At 35.7% G+C, this 18674-nt stretch carries 15 protein-coding genes; 5 read left to right on the top strand and 10 right to left on the bottom strand.

Annotated elements, in window-relative coordinates:
- The first annotated feature begins 15 nt into the window (after positions 1-15).
- Positions 16-1074 carry an SO2930 family diheme c-type cytochrome gene (locus LOK78_RS12800; protein ID WP_232635165.1) on the top strand — a complete coding sequence of 353 codons (1059 nt, stop codon included), beginning with the start codon at positions 16-18 and terminating at the stop codon, positions 1072-1074.
- 159 nt (positions 1075-1233) lie between these two features.
- Here LOK78_RS12800 and LOK78_RS12805 read toward each other — a convergent pair whose 3' ends face one another.
- The 7 genes from LOK78_RS12805 to LOK78_RS12835 all read right to left on the bottom strand — a co-directional run bounded on the left by LOK78_RS12805 (position 1234) and on the right by LOK78_RS12835 (position 10774).
- On the bottom strand, positions 1234-2004 hold the full coding sequence (locus LOK78_RS12805) for a 3-hydroxybutyrate dehydrogenase (protein ID WP_232635166.1): 771 nt from the start codon (positions 2002-2004) through the stop codon (positions 1234-1236).
- Positions 1997-2779: an alpha/beta fold hydrolase gene (locus LOK78_RS12810; protein ID WP_232635167.1), complete on the bottom strand. Its 783-nt coding sequence runs from the start codon at positions 2777-2779 to the stop codon at positions 1997-1999. The genes LOK78_RS12805 and LOK78_RS12810 overlap by 8 nt, the downstream gene beginning before the upstream one ends.
- Before the next feature lie 12 nt (positions 2780-2791).
- Entirely contained in the window at positions 2792-5278 is a 2487-nt protein-coding gene (locus tag LOK78_RS12815; protein WP_232635168.1) for a TonB-dependent receptor, read from the bottom strand.
- Between the two features lie 139 nt (positions 5279-5417).
- Positions 5418-6848 (bottom strand): hypothetical protein, encoded by a 1431-nt coding sequence (locus LOK78_RS12820; RefSeq protein ID WP_232635169.1) that lies wholly within the window; start codon positions 6846-6848, stop codon positions 5418-5420.
- Positions 6845-7714 (bottom strand): alpha/beta fold hydrolase, encoded by an 870-nt coding sequence (locus LOK78_RS12825; RefSeq protein ID WP_232635170.1) that lies wholly within the window; start codon positions 7712-7714, stop codon positions 6845-6847. Before LOK78_RS12825 ends, LOK78_RS12820 begins: the two co-directional genes overlap by 4 nt.
- Before the next feature lie 77 nt (positions 7715-7791).
- Positions 7792-9297: a class I adenylate-forming enzyme family protein gene (locus LOK78_RS12830; protein WP_232635171.1), complete on the bottom strand. Its 1506-nt coding sequence runs from the start codon at positions 9295-9297 to the stop codon at positions 7792-7794.
- Positions 9290-10774, bottom strand: a complete 1485-nt coding sequence (locus LOK78_RS12835; protein ID WP_232635172.1) for a sodium/pantothenate symporter — start codon at positions 10772-10774, stop codon at positions 9290-9292. Before LOK78_RS12835 ends, LOK78_RS12830 begins: the two co-directional genes overlap by 8 nt.
- A 285-nt stretch (positions 10775-11059) precedes the next feature.
- Between LOK78_RS12835 and LOK78_RS12840 the strand changes: the two genes are divergently transcribed.
- Entirely contained in the window at positions 11060-13444 is a 2385-nt protein-coding gene (locus LOK78_RS12840; RefSeq protein ID WP_232635173.1) for a hypothetical protein, read from the top strand.
- A gap of 267 nt (positions 13445-13711) precedes the next feature.
- Here the strand turns inward: LOK78_RS12840 and LOK78_RS12845 are convergent, their stop codons facing one another.
- The 3 genes from LOK78_RS12845 to xrtF all read right to left on the bottom strand — a co-directional run bounded on the left by LOK78_RS12845 (position 13712) and on the right by xrtF (position 15397).
- Positions 13712-14326: a hypothetical protein gene (locus LOK78_RS12845; protein WP_232635174.1), complete on the bottom strand. Its 615-nt coding sequence runs from the start codon at positions 14324-14326 to the stop codon at positions 13712-13714.
- 89 nt (positions 14327-14415) lie between these two features.
- Positions 14416-14850 (bottom strand): exosortase F system-associated membrane protein, encoded by a 435-nt coding sequence (locus LOK78_RS12850; RefSeq protein ID WP_232395289.1) that lies wholly within the window; start codon positions 14848-14850, stop codon positions 14416-14418.
- Positions 14843-15397: an exosortase family protein XrtF gene (gene xrtF, locus LOK78_RS12855; protein ID WP_232395287.1), complete on the bottom strand. Its 555-nt coding sequence runs from the start codon at positions 15395-15397 to the stop codon at positions 14843-14845. The genes LOK78_RS12850 and xrtF overlap by 8 nt, the downstream gene beginning before the upstream one ends.
- Positions 15398-15484: 87 nt before the next feature.
- On the opposite strand from xrtF, the gene LOK78_RS12860 reads away from it, so the two are divergent.
- From LOK78_RS12860 to LOK78_RS12870, 3 genes are all read left to right on the top strand, one after another.
- Entirely contained in the window at positions 15485-15940 is a 456-nt protein-coding gene (locus LOK78_RS12860; RefSeq protein WP_232395285.1) for an XrtF-associated fRMsr-like GAF protein, read from the top strand.
- Between the two features lie 112 nt (positions 15941-16052).
- Complete coding sequence (gene purH / locus LOK78_RS12865; RefSeq protein ID WP_232395283.1) at positions 16053-17585, top strand: bifunctional phosphoribosylaminoimidazolecarboxamide formyltransferase/IMP cyclohydrolase; 1533 nt, start codon at positions 16053-16055, stop codon at positions 17583-17585.
- 54 nt (positions 17586-17639) lie between these two features.
- Positions 17640-18668, top strand: coding sequence for a rod shape-determining protein (locus tag LOK78_RS12870; protein ID WP_053970281.1), 1029 nt, complete (start codon positions 17640-17642; stop codon positions 18666-18668).
- Positions 18669-18674: the final 6 nt, after the last annotated feature.

Here is an 18674-nt window from a genome sequence, read left to right on the forward strand (position 1 = left end):
ATTTAAATATTAATTATGAGTTTACATTTAAAATATCTATTTATGGGAATTATGGGCATGTTATTATTTGCCTGCAGCACTTCAGATGACTATGTGGAAATCCCAACATCAGGTGTGAATATACCTTCAGGGACTCCGTTCAACACCCTATCTGAATATAATTTTTTTATTGGAGACCTTAAAAATTTAATACCTAATACTGATTCAGGGATCATTCCATTTGACCTCAACACACCTCTATTTAGCGACTATGCCCTTAAAAAGCGATTTGTATATGTCCCAGGAGGAAAAACAATCGCTTATAATGATACGGAAGTTTTAAATTTCCCCACCGGCTCTGTTTTGATAAAGAATTTTTATTATAATCTGGATGGTGAAGATTATATTATTGAAACACGATTATTAATAAAAACAGCCGCTAGCTGGGAACCCGCGACCTATACATGGAACGATTCACAAACCGAAGCTTATCATTCCGTTGTAGGCGGCACTAAAAATGTTACTATCACTATTAATGACATACAACAAACCTTCAATTATTCAATTCCCAACGAAAACCAGTGTATTATCTGTCATGGAAACAATGGAAAAATAGAAGTCATAGGCCCTAGAATACATAACTTAAACAAAGACTTCAACTATGGTTCAAACACCGAAAATCAAATAACCCATTGGGTCAATCTGGGGATCTTGGAAGCTCCAACCAATACAATCATCCCTTCATGGCCTAAGTTTGAAGATACCACAGCAGATTTAAATGAACGAGCCAGAGCATATCTTGCGGTGAATTGTTCGTCGTGTCATTCAGCGGGGGGAGCTGCCAATAACTCTGGGCTTTACTTGGGCTATTTTAATGAAAACCCTTTAAGCCTTGGTATTTATAAAACACCGGTAGCAGCTGGGAGCGGGTCTGGAGGCTTTACATATGTCATTGAACCCGGAAATGCTTTGGAATCGATCCTCTTATACCGAATGAATTCCAGCGAGATTGACATAAGAATGCCAGAAATAGGCAGGGAATTAATTCATAGTGAAGGTGTCGCACTTATTGAGGAGTGGATTAATAGTCTTTGATTGTACGAATGCTAGGTTTAAAAAAAACCATAGTCCATTAAAGGCCCTTTTATTAAAGATTTGGAACGAAACAAATCATAAAAAAGTTGCCTAACTAAAACCGTTAGGCAACTTAAAACGCTTACAATTAAACTAATTCAAAAATTAATTCTTTATTTCTTACTGAGCGCTCCAACCACCATCAAGGGCGAATGATGCACCCGTAATTGTGGATGAGGACTCCTTAGCCAAAAGCAATGCCGTATCTGCAATGGCCTGAATAGGCACAAACTCTTTAACGGCTTGTTTCTTTAACATGACCTTTGAGACCACTTGTTCTTCCGAAAGATTATGAGCTTTGGCTTGATCTTTAATCTGATTTTCCACTAAAGGGGTTTTCACATACCCGGGACAAATAGCATTACAGTTTATGTTATAAGGAGCTCCTTCGAGAGCCAAAACCTTGGTCATTCCTATTACCCCATGTTTGGCAGCAATATAAGCAACCTTAAACTCTGAAGCTCTTAAACCATGAACTGAAGAGACATTGATAATTCTACCAAATTTCTGCTTTTTAAAATATGTCCATGCTGCTTTAGACGCATAAAAGGACGCATTCATGTTAATTGAAATAATAGACTCATATTTGTCATTTGGAAATTCATCGATTGGCGATACAAATTGAATTCCCGCATTGTTTATCAAAACATGAATTCCTCCCAACAACTTAACTGTATCCGATATCAATCCTTCAATACTGCTAGGATCCATAAGATTCGCATTGGAAAATGCCACATTTATATTATGAGCTTCACCTATTTCATCAGCAATTTCCTGTCCATTTTCTTCTAAACCATGAAACATAATATCATAGCCATGAATTGCAAAATGCTTAGCAATTCCCAATCCGATGCCACTGGTGCTACCAGTTATTAAAACGACTTTATTCATTTTTCAAAAAATTGTACAAAGTTTGATTAAATGCTAGCGACTGATCCATAACCACTCCATGTCTAGAATTTTCAATAATCTCTAAACGTGCATTTGCCATTCTGGAAACATACTCCTTCTTAAAATCTACGGAGGTGTAATCCATATCAGAGGCTATAACCAAGGTAGCATGATCTATTTTTTTCAAATCTTCACCTAGTCCCCAGGACATCAATGTCAAAAAAGATTTTTCATAAGCCTTAGGATGATTTTCCTTGCAACGCTTTTCAAAAATCATTCGCATCTCCCTTTGATTTTCCTCAGGAAACATGTTGTATGAGATTTCAGCAGCCAATTCATCCAAGCCTCTTGTTCTCAAAAATTCGGTTCGATGGCTTATCAAATCGTCTCCAATTTGCCCCATCCCATTAAAATCTGGTCCACTATTAACAATCACCATTTTATCCACATACTCTGGATGCGAAACCGCCATTTGAAAAGCAACGGCACCTCCCATTGAAAATCCTACAAAATGAGCATGTTCAATTTGTAACTCATCCATGAGTTGTTTGACATCCTCTACCATAAATGAGACTCCATAATCTTCCTTTGGAATTGTAGTATTTCCATGAGCTCTTAAATCTGGTGCCAAAACTCTAAACTCTTTAGAGAAAAATGGCACCTGAGCATCCCAATCTTGTTTGGTGGAACCCAGACCGTGAAGTAATATGATGGGACTACCTTGACCTTGATCAAGGTAATCCAACTCAATATTATTTACATTTACTTTGGGCATTTTCAATTTGGTTTACTGGTTCTTATTTTTCTTGAAAAAGTCTATGGTATATTTCAACTCAAAAGAAACCAGTGTCTGCATCGCTGGAGAAGCCACAAATTGTCTTACTTCAGCATTAAATAAGTTGGTAACACTTGCACCTGCTGTAAAATTATCTGTGATATAATAACCTACATTTGCATCAACTGTAAATCCACCCAATTGCCCATAATTCCATGTTCTTCCATTTTGTGCATTTTCAATAACATCATTATCCCCATCACCATTTAAATCTTGAGTTTCAGCAGCTATATTGATACCAGAGAAGAAATCATATTTTTGAGTCCAGTTTCCAAATATGGTCCCGTAAAACTTTTTACCTGAATAATGTAACCCTAAACCAGCTTTATGCTCCGGTGTATTTACAGGAAGTTCTGTTTCCAATACAACACCATCTAAATTTCCATCATTATTCATGTCATTTTTATCCAAATGACGTCCGAAATAAGAATAATTTAAAGAGGTTCTCCATTGATCAGATAAGTAATAATTCAATCCCAAGTCCAGTCCATAGGTATCAACATGACCAAAATTCAAATAGGTAAGTACAAAGGACCCGTCTGACCCTTCAACCACATCACCTATAGGTTGGTCACCAATATGGGTTACGAATTTTCCATTTGCTGCATCTGCAATATTTCTTAGTGGACTAATGAAATTATCAGATTGGTTGTAGTAAGCACTAACATCAATAAACATCTTTTTAGATAACTTCCCTTTGAACCCTAATTCATATGAATTGATAGTTTCAACCTGTAATTTGTCTATTGTAGAACCATCACTCAACGTAAAGCCTTCTCCATTACCTAAAACCAAGCCACCAAACAGATTACCTTTCAAGTTTAAGATAGATGGTACCGCAATACCTCTACCATATGTTAATCTGAAGGTTCCAGCGTTAATTTTCTTAGTAATAGCTGCCTTTGGAATAAAATTGGAGCCATATAAATCATGGTTATCAACTCTAGCTGCAAATAAGAAATTCCATCCAGAATCCTCAAGTCGGTATTCAACTTGACCATAGAAACCTAATTGAGCGATATCAATACTTCCGTCCTGATCTAATAAATAAGTCCCTTTAGAGTCAGCCATATCCAGCTGGTATTGACCACCCGCTGTTAAATAAAATTGATTCCAATTATTGTTATACTGGGCTTCAGCATTAAATCTACGAGAAGCATCCTTAAAAACAGCCCCTCTTTGTAATGCCACTCCAGTTCCTGGCCCTGTTGGAAACCATTGTTCCGTATAAGAGCGCTCCAAAGCCTCTTCTTCTGAAAACCCGTTATTTATGAAAGACACATAGTTTTGTGTTCTTTGGTTCATAGCATACGTATCGTCTGTATTACTCCAAGTGTAGTACGTATTTGCAAAAACATGTTTTGACACGTATTTTAACTGAGCCACATCAATTGTCCAGTCCTTTATTAAATTTCTACCTGCATTAGTAATAGCGATATTATTGTTATTACTATGCCCATAATATCCTATAATTTCAGATCCTGGAGCTGGTTTAAAATATAATCCTGTACCATATTTTGTTGTGTTGAAATCATAATCAATTCCTAATTCTTTATAACCTTCAGTACCTACATATACTGTATCAACATAATTGAAATCTTCTCCTTGAGACCTTTCAAAATGAACTTTATAGGCGAACTTATCACTCACCGCTTGCGCATGTCTTACCCTAGCTGACAATACTTTTTGATTTCCACCTCCAAAAGCGAGTGTCGTTCCTTCAGAAGTTCTTGGATTCTTTGTAATTGTGCTTATCAAACCATTATGAGCGTTTGGCCCGTAAAGAGTTCCGTTAGGACCTAATAAAATCTCAACGCGTTCAATATCATCCTTTGTAACGGTAGCAAATGTTCCTAACGGTAAACCTGTAGCAATCAATGTAGACAAACGATCATCTGTAACTTGTAAATTTTTAGAATTAAAAGCAGAATTAAATCCACGAATATTAATTCCTGTACCTAGAACACCGCTTCGAATAAAATCCACTCCTTTCTCTCTAGCCGCTAACTCACCAACATTAAAACTTGAATATTCTTTAATGGTTTTTGAATCAATCACATTAACAGTAGCTGGAACATCAGTCAGCTTTTGAGGTTGCTTGTTAACGGTAAGGATAACCTCATCTAGAACACTTGAAGATTCCTCTAGCGTTTTGTTTAAAGTTACCGTTTGACCAGACGCAATTGTTACTTGTTCTTTGATTGTGGTATATCCCACAAAAGAAATAGAAACCTCATAGGTTCCCTCTGGGATTTCACTAAGTTTAAAGTTACCATCAAAATCACTCATGGTTCCTTTCCTTAACGATTCGATATAAACCGATGCACCTGATAGAGGCTCATTGGAGCTATCTAAAATTTTACCTTCAAGAACCCCCTCGCTTTGAGCTAGAGCCAAAAAGGAATTAAAAAAAATGAGAATAAAGCATAGTTTTTTCATAGTTAAAACTTGATTAAATTAGTTTGTGCACGCAATCTAATTGTATTGAAAAAGAAAATGGGATTGAAAGAATAACTGTAGGCGTGTGACTTTTTATATTCACTTTGATTTTAAACTAAAAAAAAACTGAAAACACCCATTAAATGGACACAAACAAGACGTGCGACTTTAATTTCTCAAATGCTTCTGGTAAATTTTTTGAGAGCTTTTCAATGACTTTGGCCATCAATTCTTTTTGGTTTGAAGTCGCTTCAATATCAACTAAAGGATCTTTAATTTCTTTCAAAAGTACCTCAGAGCTAATTTTACCCTCCATAAAGCGTGATAAAGAAATACTCCATGCAATATTAGGCACATAATTATTCTTAAGCTTTCTTTCGTTTTCTCGCTCTTCCAAATGATACTTCGAGGAAACTTTAAGAACTTCTCCATACTTTTCTTGAGATACCAAAGCACTGACATAGGATGTAAAAAAATGATGCCATCTATGCTTTAGAATATCTTCATTGTATTTCTTAAGGAATATTTCAGCAGTTGATATGGCCAAATCGGCTTTCCCCAATTCAATATAGGTACGAATCAAGTAGGACGCATATCCTATTTTTTGATGATAATTATGAGTTTCTTGATATAGTTTTACATGTTTATTCAGTAATCTCCTAGCCTCTGTCGCCTTATGAGCTCTTAATAAAATAGCCACTAAATTATTGACATACATAAGGGTATCATTGTTCTCATACCGCACTGAGAGATAACCAAAATACTCTGCTTTTTTAAAATCCCCTTCTTTGGAATGCAAAAGAACCCTACTGGCATAATAATTACAAAGTAATCGTTTGGAATACATCATTCCATTGCTGAAAAACCGATCTATTTTTTCGAATAAAATCTCTAGCTTTTGATTCTCTCCATAGTTGGTATACATGAAGGCCAATAAAACAAAGGCCTGATATCTATTTTTACCATCTATGGTTTCATTCTCAAAAATATCCATCAACCATGACTCCATATGACTGGTCTCTTGATTGTTCAAGGTGTATTGATCGGTTATGGCAGAGGTAGCATGATATAATTTATCCTTTACCTGCATGGATTGCTCATAAGCCCCTTTGAATTCCTCCAGAAATCGCGAAACAATTTGATGATCATTATATCGCATTCTCACCAACAAATAGGGCTTATATTCTCTGGCTAAATCATACAAGGTCTGAAAATTAAACTCGATAGACTTATATTGAGTCAAGTAGCCCAAAAACTCAGCTTCATCATCAGCCGTAATGGCATCCGTTAAAATCTTCCTTTTTAAATCAATAAGCCACTCCAGAGTCAAATCTACATCGATGGCTCTAATTCGCTTCTCCACCCAATTCTTGATGTAAGAGTATTTTCTTTTATTAATGGAGTCATCAAATTCTTCAAACCCAATCTGATTTAAACAATTACTAATCAATAAATCAAAAATAGCCTTCTTTTCAGCGTCCAGAAAATTCTCTTTGGAAGCTAAATATCTCGCCTCATTAGGAAGTAACTGTTTATTGAATTCGGTAAATTTCTTAAGCTTAACTTTCATGGCTCTTGGAGAAATGAATTTATTAAGGTATTGACTTCTTCAGATTTTTCAAACTGAACAAAATGTCCCGCATCGTCAACCATTTCCAATTGGGCTTCTTTAATATTTTCAATTGCTAACTGCCCTATCTCTTTGGTAGTTGAATTAGGATGCAAATATTTATTTGGTATTAAATAATCCTTGGAACCAAAAATGACCAAAGTTGGTTTTGAAATAGTCTTCAAATCATCAAATACCGGTTCATCTAACATACCATGAACACTTCGCACTATGGCTTGGACATGCTGATAAAAATCTGAGGCTTCCCTAATATTTTTCCGGTCCTCAATCATAATTTCAACTTCCTTTGGAGCTTTGTAAAAATTCAAAGCGTAGTTCTTTTCTATTTGCGCTTCGGATGTACTTCTCACGAAATCTTCAGTAAACGCATTTTTTAAAAATTGTGCCTCTTGACCTGAAAAGGTTTCTATTCCCGCAGGAGCTATCAAAATCAGCTTTTCAACTAACTCAGGATACAACTCAGTAAATTTAATAGCTGCCTGGCCTCCCATGGAGTGACCAACCAAAATGACATGATCTAACTTTTGATTTTCCATAAACCTACGAACTACCTTTGCATAAAAACTTGGCGTATAGGGAGCATCAACCTTACTAGATTTACCAAAACCAGGCAAATCCAAAGCATAGCAGGTATAATTCTCTTGAAGTCTTGAAATGTTATTAGACCATGCCTCGAGATTACTACTTAGCCCGTGAATAAAAAGTAAATTTTTATCTGAGTTACCTTGCTTTACATAAGCAATTTCCATGGAATCCACCGACACATAATGGGTGTCAAATGAGTAGGCGGTTAAGATTTCTTTCATCTTACCTGACGCTTTTTGGGCTTGTACATACATACTACAAACGATAATAAAACACAACGTAAATTGACGACACATTTTCACTCTTGGCTTATGGTTTTGAAATATTTTAATAGTTTCTTCCTGGACACCTTGCTCAAACTTGTCAAGGGAATTTCGTCTAAAATAAAGATGGACCTTGGATGCTTAAATGACACTAAGGTTTGATCTAAATAGTTCTTTATAGTTTCCACTTTTAATTTGCTTCCTTCCATTTTAGCCACAAAAGCTAAGCCACATTGCCCCCATTTTTCATCTTCAACACTCAAAACCACGGCCTTCTTAACCTCTTTTATTTGTTCTAAATGCATTTCTATTTCTTGAGGATAAATATTTTCACCTCCAGAAATATACATATCATTCTTTCTTCCTTTGATATACAAAAATCCATCCTCATCGCGGTGAGCAAAGTCGCCCGTATGCAGCCACCCATTTTTAATTTTACTCTTGGTTTTGACAGAGTTATTCCAATATCCTGGAGTTACTACTTCTCCTTTAATACACAACTCGCCAATTTCATTTGTTTTGGCCAGTTCGCCATTTTTATTCAAAATTTTCAATTCCAAATAAAAATTGGGTTTCCCAATAGAATTTGGTTTAGTTAGTATCATATTGTGGTGCAAAGAGGTAATACTGGGACCTGCCTCGGTTAACCCATAACCCGGCCTTATTAGAATCCCCTTTTCTTCCTTCCAATAGGAGACCATCGAACTAGGGACCGTTTCTCCACCAGAAATAATATACCTCAAATTTGACAATTCAACCTCCTTAAAAACTGGCGATTTTTGCATCATTAGTAGCATGGTAGGAAGTGCCATGAACAATGTCGTATCATAAATACTTAAAAGTCTTAGAACCTTTTCCGGGTCAAATTTTTCAACCATACAAATATGCCCTCCTTTATGCAGTAAAGGTGTCACAAAAATATTCCATCCCGAAGTATGGTATGGTGGCAAGGAGTTAATGGTAGAGTCTCTATATGTTATCCCCAATTGCATGGAGGTGTTCAGACTATTCCAAAACATCATTTTGTTTGTATACAACACACCTTTTGGAGCACCAGTTGTGCCAGAGGTATAAAAAATAAAGACAGGGTTTTCTTCCTTGATTGGCAAATCCCTTTGGCAAACTCCAATAGGATTCATATAAATCTCTCGAATGACCTCCCTAGACAACACCTTAATATCTGAGATATCCAACGTTGGTAATTTATCCTTTTGAGAGTCTGAAACAACCATAAGACTGGGAGTACAATCTTTTATTAATCTAGCTAATTCAGAATTGGAAAATCGGAAATTCAAAGGGACAAGCATGAGTCCCATTCTTTGACATGCTACAAATAGAACGATATATTCCAGACAATGCTCTGAGAGGACGGCCACCCTATCGCCTTCAGAAAGACCAATATCAAAAAAACGATCAATCAATCGATCTGCATAGGTATCCAACTGGGCATAGGAATAAGTTTCATTTCGCTCAAAGGAGGTAAGGGCTATTTTATTAGGTGTGTAATCTGCCCATTTTCGTATCCAATCCAATCTATCCATTTGTTCTTGAATCTATTTTGTTAATAATTAATCCCACACATAGTGAGATAACGATTCCTATTGCAGCGGACACTCCAGGATTGTTCACTGGTTCTTGCATATAGGGCGTAATCCTTCCATAATATATACCAAAATGCACTACTAGCGATACGATGCTTGCTATAAAAACTGCACGTGTAGAAACTGTTTTAAAGAAAGTTCCAAAAAGCACGGGCACAAAAGCGGCTCCAAAATAGGCATAGACCCCATTTTGAGCAAAAATGGCAACACTCACATTAGGATTTTTTATTTGAGCCCAACTAAAAAGAAAACTTACGACGGCCAAAACCACAACAACTAGCTTATTAACTATGATGGTATTTTCAGGCATCCTTTCTTTTAAAATTGGCTTTAAAATATCTGAAGTAATCGTAATTGACAGGGATTGAATTAAACTTTCTAAAGTAGATAATCCAGCAGATATTAAACCAACAACAATAACCAATCCTACTCCTACTGAAAATGTTTGTACCACATAAGTTGGAACTATTTCATCCATTTTTAAAGAGACACCATTCACGGAAAGATCTGGAAAGCTCATCCTTGCATATAGTCCAACGATAACTACCGAAAAGAAAACCAGCATAAAAACAATACCACTAAATAAATAGGAATTAATTTTTGACTGGTCTTTTAAGAGAAGTGATTTGGTTATAATATGTGGTTGACATACGACAGCAATTCCTATTACTATTTGACAGAATATAATCTCAAAATAGTCCCTGAACAGAAAACTTGAAGCATTAGTAGGTTTTGCCAATTGAGGATCTATGGCACTTAAATCATTTAACAATCCTGAAAGCCCATTGGAGAAATACTCATAACCAGAACCGACCAAAATCAAGGCTACTATAAACATAATAATAGCCTGTATAGTATTGGTGTACACCATGGAGTTAGCGCCACCAAACATCATGTAGCCAAAAACAAAAACGGTGATTCCTAATAAAACATAAAAAGGCTCAACATTTAGGGATTTTGAAATTACCTGAGTAATCCCAACATTAATTAACACAATGAAGGTGATTAACAGCAATGCAATCACGCCAAAAAACAACTTATAAGAATCGCTATTGTATCGTTTTCCAATCCATTGCGCCATGGTTGTCGCCTTAACCGACTGACCATATTTGGCATACCCTTTTGTAAAAACAATAAGTGAAATTAATGCCGCCAAAGGAAAAACAACCCCAAAGGATAAAACACCAGACATACCGTACAAAGCAATAAAGCCCGGATTAATAATAAACGTAGCTGCACTTGTCATTGAAGCCGCAAGGGAGAGCCCTACAACCCAAGAAGGAAACCCTAAATTACCAACGGCATAATCAGCAATACTGGAGGTTTTCCTCGCTCCTCTAATAACAAAAAATAAAATTACAGCTGCGTAAATGGATAAAAGAATCCACATATAAGCAGACATAGTAGTTGAAGCCATATATAGTTAAATAGTTTGTGCCACCAAAATATAACTTAAAATGCAGACGAAAAGCACTTAAACGCATATATTTTATGTGACTATTTAAATATTTTAAATTAATTTATAATCAAACACCTATTTTAAGGACCAAAACAAAGGTGTGACTTTTATTTTTGAGTCCCATTTAATTTTTTAAAAGGTCCTTATGAACCCAAGGAATTTGTAATAAAATTCATATAATTATTTTCAGCTTTCTTTTTTATGTTTTTTACAATTCTCTATTTTTACTTAAAACCCAAAGTCATGATAAAATCAATACTCCCAAAAACCATATTGTTTTTATCCCTAGGAACCACTTTATTAGCACAAAAACCAAATACACCTCAAACCGAATCGGCTTATTCTAATTATTTTTCTTTGGACAAAGAGGTTATCCACACTCAAGTGAACAAACTCCTCTTTTTTCCTACAGAAAATCTATGGTTTAAAACTTACATTTACAACATTAAAACACAACTCCCCTATCTCACAACTGTCAATATTTACACTGAAATATTTGATGAGGAAGGGAAATTACTTTCAAAAAAACTCTGGTATGCGGAGAATGGTTGCTCGCATGGAAACATAGAACTATCCAAATTCGAACCAGGCAATTACTACCTCAAGGTCACCACCAATTGGATGAAAAACTTTCACATTCCTGAATCGAGCGTGACCGCTTTTCAAATTATTGGAGAGGAAGTCAACCAAACCACCAACAGTCATGCATCACTCCCCAAGTATGACTTTCAGTTTTTGCCCGAAGGGGGTCACTGCATAGCTGATGCCACCAACTCCATAGGGTTCAAAGTTCTGAGGCAAGACGGGAAAGGAGAAAAAATTGCTTCTGGTCTTATTAAGGACTCTTCAGGAAAAACACTATTGACCTTCCATAGCAATGATTACGGAATGGGAAAATTTCAGCTTGAAATGAAAAGCAATGTTTCATACACGGCAGAAATTCTATTTGCTGACGGACGTAAAATAACCAAACAACTACCGAGCGCTGAACTTTTTGGCGTAAACTTAATAACACATTCCAATAATAAGGAAACTGTTTATATCACCATACAAACAAACGCCGCTACCCTTCCCAATTTATTAAATAAGCCTTATTATTTCTTAATCCACAGGGATGGGTTTAAAAAAAGAGTTGATGTAAATTTTTCTGCTGACAAGCTTTCATACACTTTTCTTCTAAACATACGAGAACTCATGGATGGCACTAATATCATTACTGTGTTTAACGACCAGAATAAACCCATACTGGAGCGCGTCATATTTAACTTTACCAACAACCTGATTAATTCAGTTGACATCAGTAAAATTGAAAAAGGGCGGGATTCAACTAGGATCTATTTTAAAAAGACAGATAATGATCAGGCCTTTTATCAATTGAGCATATCTGCCCTACCTCGTTTTTCAAAAGCAAATAACCTTAAAGAGGATATCACCTATGCCTTTCTTTTAAGACCTTATATTGAAGGACACATTGAAAATGCAGCTCATTACTTTGAGGAAAAAAGCGTAAAAAACATTTATGATTTAGATCTACTTCTTTTAAACCAGGGTTGGAGTAAGTATTCATGGAACCATATTTTCAATTACCCTCCAAACAACAAACATTTTTTTGAAGCTGGAATACAGATAAAAGGAAAACTGACACAACCACAAAAAAATTACAATGAAGTTCTCTTGTTCTCTCATGAAAACGAATTAATGATCAGCTCAGAATTGGACAAAGACCATTACTTCTCTTTTGATAATCTCTTTTTATCGGACAGTAGCTACATAGGCCTTAGCTTAAAAAATGATAAAGGCGATATCCTTAAAAAAGGAATTTATTACAATGTTTATCCCACAAAAAATTCAGATAATCTGGATGTTCCTCTTAGCCACAGTAACCTATTCAAAGAAAAATACGCCATTAGTTTCCCAGATTCGTTTTTAATAGACCCTAAAGCAACGCAGCTTGATACCGTTAGCCTATCTACCAAAAAAGAATACAAACCAAAAAATGAAATTTACAGAAAAGGGTTTAATGGGAAGTATGTAGATCTAGAGAATAGATATGACCCATTTTCTAGGGTCATTGATATCATCCGAGATCAAGGGTTTGATATAAGTTACCAAGGTACGAATGTGATAATATCTTCCAGAAGAGCAATTGGATTTGCAGGAAGAAACCAACCTGCTATTTACATGGACAACAGGAGACTAGATGCTAGTGACATGACCATACTCCCCAATTTACTTGTAAGTGATATTGACGAAATCTACGTGTCCCGTCAAGCAGATGTTTTTGGAGGTTTGGGAGGCAGCATCAACATCTTCACTAAAAAAAGTATTACCACTAGAAAAAAGAACAAGGAAACATTCAATTCGTCCGTATTAAGTTTTGGCTTCTCAATCCCTGAAAAATACCATTCTCCGTTTTACAATACTTCAAGAGAGTCAAACTTTAGGGATTACAGCGTCTTGCATTGGATTCCTGATATCACCTTTAATGAGTTAGGGGAATTTTCCATTGATTTGCCCAATTATGATCCCGGTTATGAATTATACATTCAGGGTATGGGCAGTAATGGTATGCTCATTTCCCAAACCAAAGAAATTACCATCCGTCCACTTGGGGAAGGTTCCGAATAAACGAACATATATAAAATATAAATGCCACCCTAAGGGGTGGCATGTCTTTTCTTTTTCCGTTTTAATGCTCAATTACATTGAGCTAAATACACAAACTACTTCTTCTTTGCAGTAGCTTGTGGAGCTTTCTTTGGAGCCGCTTTTGGAGCAGCAGAAGGCTTAGCTTTAGGCTTTGATTGTCCCATAATTAATGTCTTTAATACGACACAATAAAAGTAACTAGAAATCCATTCGTTGATATTTTCTTTGGCTATAATTTAACTAAAATCATGGAACTAAAATCAAGGTATCCCACATTAAACCAATCATATCGGCACCCTCTTCTTCTCCCATACTATCCAGATTCATGGTAACAAACAATAGGCCTTCATCTCTTTTTCCGCTAAAGGAAGTAACTTCATAAGTTTCTATTTCACCCTTATACTCCAATACTGCCTTCAAAACTTTCAACTTAACACCATCTGAAAGCTCCTTTTCATAATCCTCTCGTTTCATTTTATAACCATAGCTCACACTTTCCTTTATAACTTCATTCAGCATCATTTCTTTCAGCATATTGGGATCAAAAGACTCATATTTTTGAACTAAAACTCCAGAACCCATAGCCGTAAACATCATTATTTGAATAACCCCTTCTTCTATTTTTGACTGCGTTATTTTATGGTTCTTAATATGTTTAAATTTAAACTTACTGTCCTTGAAAAGTAATGTATCCTTTTCTTTTAATAGCACTTCCGAATCCTTCCCATTGATTTTAAGGTGATACGTTTCATTTAAATTAACTTCAAACTCCTCCCCATCAATAGAAAGGATTAAGTCCGTTTGGGCAAATGAGATTAAAACAAAAGAAAAGTAAGCAATTAGAGTAGGTAATGTTTTCATATAATAGTTTGGTTGATTAGTTAATCAACCAAAAATACATGGTCAGGTAAAAATTTCCAACAGAAACCCATATTAAGATTTACAAAAAATCAAACTTTAACCTGAAGCCTTTGGTAATAAAACGCAGGGATAAGAATTAAGAGAATTATTGGCTGAATAAGAAACCTGCGCACATTAAAAAACAAATAGTAATCCTCCTGTCTTGGGTTGACCACAAAATACAAGAACAACATCATCAATAAAACATAGGCTACCCCATATAAAACTGCTGAAAACTTTACCGCACCCCAGTCTTTAAAAAGAACCCAGATGATTCCCAAAGAAATTATGGTGTTTAGTGTAAATCTCAAAGTTGTCGACAATACCAACCTTAAAGTTTCCCTTCTTGGAGAATCTATGTATAAGTAATCATTTTTAAAAAATATCAGATACGGGTCATAGAAGAGCTGATCTTCAAAATACCTAATCAACACCAATAAAATGACTAATACGAAAACCGAAAATAACTGCAAAAACCTAGTCATTTTTTGTCTTACTTAAATTAGAAAACCGATTCACCCATAAAATCCATAATAAACATACCAAACCATAGATAATGGCAGGAAATATTACCTCATGTAAAATTTCAGATCGCCAAGGGTAATGATACAAACCAATGGACAGTAATGCAATTCTGAACAAATTGGCCACATACACCAAAACGCTACCCAACAACCCATACAAAAATGTTGTTTTCCAACCTCCCCTAAATGCGATTATAAAAGAAATAAACAAAATAATCACACTGATAGAATTGCACCCCTCTACAATTCTAGCAAGATATTTTCCATTGACAATAAATTTAATGGTAGGCTCTTCTGAATGCGGAACCATTTGCACCTCATACCCAAGGCACCTCAATAAATCAGCACTCTGTTCAGCAACCAAATGAGTTAGGTAATCGGGATAATAGATATTTCCCGTAGACCATTGTAAATAAAATTTATACGCAAAGGTAAGTACCGCATAGACCAGCAAAAAGGTAAGCATAAACACAATAACCGCCCGATACTTTTTTAATAGGGATTTCAATCAAATAATTTTTTCTGTGTTAAATTTATACAAAATGATTCTCAGTACTCATGCCTTTTTAAATACTTTTGGCAAAAAGTTTGAATTATGAGTTTGGAAGGTCTTAAGCCACACGTAGAATTGATTGTTCGAGATGAAACCTCATCTTTAGATGAACGCCTTTTGAATATTTGCAAGCTTCTAGAAGATAATGTTCCATATTACAATTGGGTTGGTTTTTATTTCAAAAATGGAGATAAAGAAGAATTAAAGTTAGGCCCCTATGTAGGTGAACCAACAGACCACACCATCATCCCTTTTGGAAAAGGAATATGTGGTCAAGTAGCCGTTTCAAACCAAAATTTTGTAGTGCCAGATGTTTCGGCTCAAGACAATTATATTGCTTGCAGCATCACTGTAAAAGCTGAAATTGTTATCCCGATTTTTGTAGATGGAGAAAATATTGGGCAAATAGACATTGACTCTAATACTCCAGATCCATTTACTTCAGAGGATGAGAGATTTTTAGAGTTTGTCTGCAAGGAAGTAGCTGCCATTCTATAATTGTAAACCGCTTTCGTTTTTTAGCTAAAATTCCTATTCATTTTTAGTTGTTTTGCTATCATTTTTCGGGCTGAAATAGTTATTTTTGCCCCTTATTTACAACACTTCAAAAATGAGCAATAGCAAAACGATTAAATCGGCCTTAATTTCTGTATTTTCTAAAGATGGTCTAGAACCCATCGTAAGACAATTAAATGACCAAGGAGTTACTATTTATTCTACTGGAGGGACTGAAACCTTCATTAAAAATTTAGGAATAGATGTAGTGCCTGTTGAGGATGTCACTTCATACCCTTCTATTTTGGGCGGTCGCGTAAAGACCCTTCACCCTAAAATTTTTGGAGGGATTTTAAACAGACAATCCAATTCCTCAGACATTAAAGAGCTTGCTGATTTTGAGATTCCGCAAATTGATTTGGTTATTGTTGATTTATATCCTTTTGAGAAAACAGTAGCGTCTGGAGCCGACCATCAAGATATTATAGAGAAAATTGATATTGGAGGTATTTCTTTAATACGTGCCGCTGCCAAAAATTATGCAGATGTGGTTTGCCTTTCTTCCATGGAAGATTATGCAGAATTTTTAGAATTGTTGAAAGAAAAAAATGGGGAAACCTCAGAAGAAGACCGTAAACATTTTGCTGCCAAAGCTTTTAATGTTTCGTCTCATTACGACTCTGCCATCTTCAATTATTTCAATAAAAATCATGAAATTCCGACTTTAAAAATTAGCGAAACCAAAGGACAGGTTTTACGTTATGGAGAAAACCCTCATCAAAAAGGATTCTTCTTTGGAGATTTCGATGCCATGTTTACAAAACTTCATGGAAAAGAGTTGAGTTACAACAACCTTTTAGATGTAGATGCAGCCGTAACTTTGATTAAAGAGTTTGAAGGTGAAGCTCCAACTTTTGCCATTTTAAAACACAACAACGCCTGTGGTTTAGCTCAAAGAGAAACAACCAAACAGGCTTATATAGATGCCCTAGCAGGGGATCCTGTTTCAGCTTTTGGAGGTATTTTAATCAGTAATTCTGAAATTGATCAAGAGACTGCTGAAGAAATCAATTCTCTATTTTGCGAAGTAGTTATTGCTCCTTCTTTCTCTGAGGAAGCCCTTGACATCCTAAAAAGCAAAAAGAACCGTATATTATTAATCTTAAATGATATTGAATTACCACAAACAACCGTTAGAAGTTGCTTAAATGGTGTTCTAGTTCAAGATAGAGATAACATTACGGATTCTTTGGAAGATTTAACCGAAGTAACAAATAACAAACCTTCAAAAACAGAATTGGAAGATTTAATTTTCGCATCAAAGATTTGCAAACACACCAAATCAAACACTATTGTTTTAGCCAAAAACAAGCAGTTATGCGCTAGCGGAACTGGACAAACCAGTCGTGTTGATGCTTTAAATCAAGCCATTCACAAAGCCCAATCTTTTAATTTTGAATTAAAAGGATCGGTTATGGCAAGTGATGCTTTTTTCCCGTTCCCTGATTGTGTTGAAATAGCAGATAACGCTGGTATTACTGCAGTCATTCAACCTGGAGGCTCTATCAAAGATCAATTAAGTATCGATTATTGTAATGAAAACAATGTCGCGATGGTATTTACTGGAACCCGTCATTTTAAACATTAATTTTATTACATTTACAAGATTTGATTTTTAAACCTCAAAAACTACAATAAGCGAATGGGATTTTTTGACTTCCTAACTGAGGAAATTGCTATAGATTTAGGTACTGCTAACACACTGATTATCCATAATGACAAGGTAGTTGTCGATAGCCCATCTATTGTTGCTCGAGATAGGGTTTCTGGAAAAATTATTGCTGCCGGAAAAGAGGCCAGTATGATGCAAGGAAAAACCCATGAAAACATCAAAACTATCAGGCCGCTGAAGGATGGTGTTATTGCAGATTTTGAGGCTTCAGAGCAAATGATAAGTATGTTCATCAAGAACATTCCTGCACTAAAGAAAAAATTGTTCACACCGGCACTTCGTATGGTCATTTGTATTCCTTCTGGTATTACTGAGGTGGAAATGCGAGCTGTAAAAGAAAGTGCCGAACGCGTTAATGGAAAAGAGGTTTATTTGATTCACGAACCTATGGCAGCTGCTATTGGTATAGGTGTTGACATCATGCAACCTAAAGGAAACATGATTGTAGATATAGGTGGGGGAACAACCGAAATAGCCGTTATTGCATTAGGAGGAATCGTCTGTGATAAATCAGTAAAAATTGCTGGTGATGTTTTCACCAATGATATCATCTACTACATGCGTACCCAACATAACTTGTATGTGGGAGAGCGTACGGCAGAAAAGATTAAAATCCAAATTGGAGCCGCAACTGAAGATCTTGAACTACCCCCAGAAGAAATGAGTGTTCAAGGTAGAGATTTACTCACTGGTAAACCAAAACAGGTACAAATTTCGTATAGAGAAATAGCCAAGGCTTTAGACAAGTCTATTTTGAGGATTGAGGATGCTGTTATGGAAACACTTTCCCAAACACCTCCAGAGTTGGCTGCCGATATCTATAATACCGGAATCTACCTTGCTGGTGGAGGATCTATGCTAAGAGGACTAGACAAACGTCTTTCCCAAAAAACAGATTTACCCGTTTACATTGCGGAAGATCCATTAAGAGCAGTAGTAAGAGGAACAGGTATCACTTTAAAAAATTTACCAAAATACAAAAGCGTCTTGATAAAATAGCATAGG

It is taken from the genome of Mangrovimonas futianensis (assembly GCF_021245805.1).
GTDB classification, from domain to species: domain Bacteria; phylum Bacteroidota; class Bacteroidia; order Flavobacteriales; family Flavobacteriaceae; genus Mangrovimonas; species Mangrovimonas futianensis.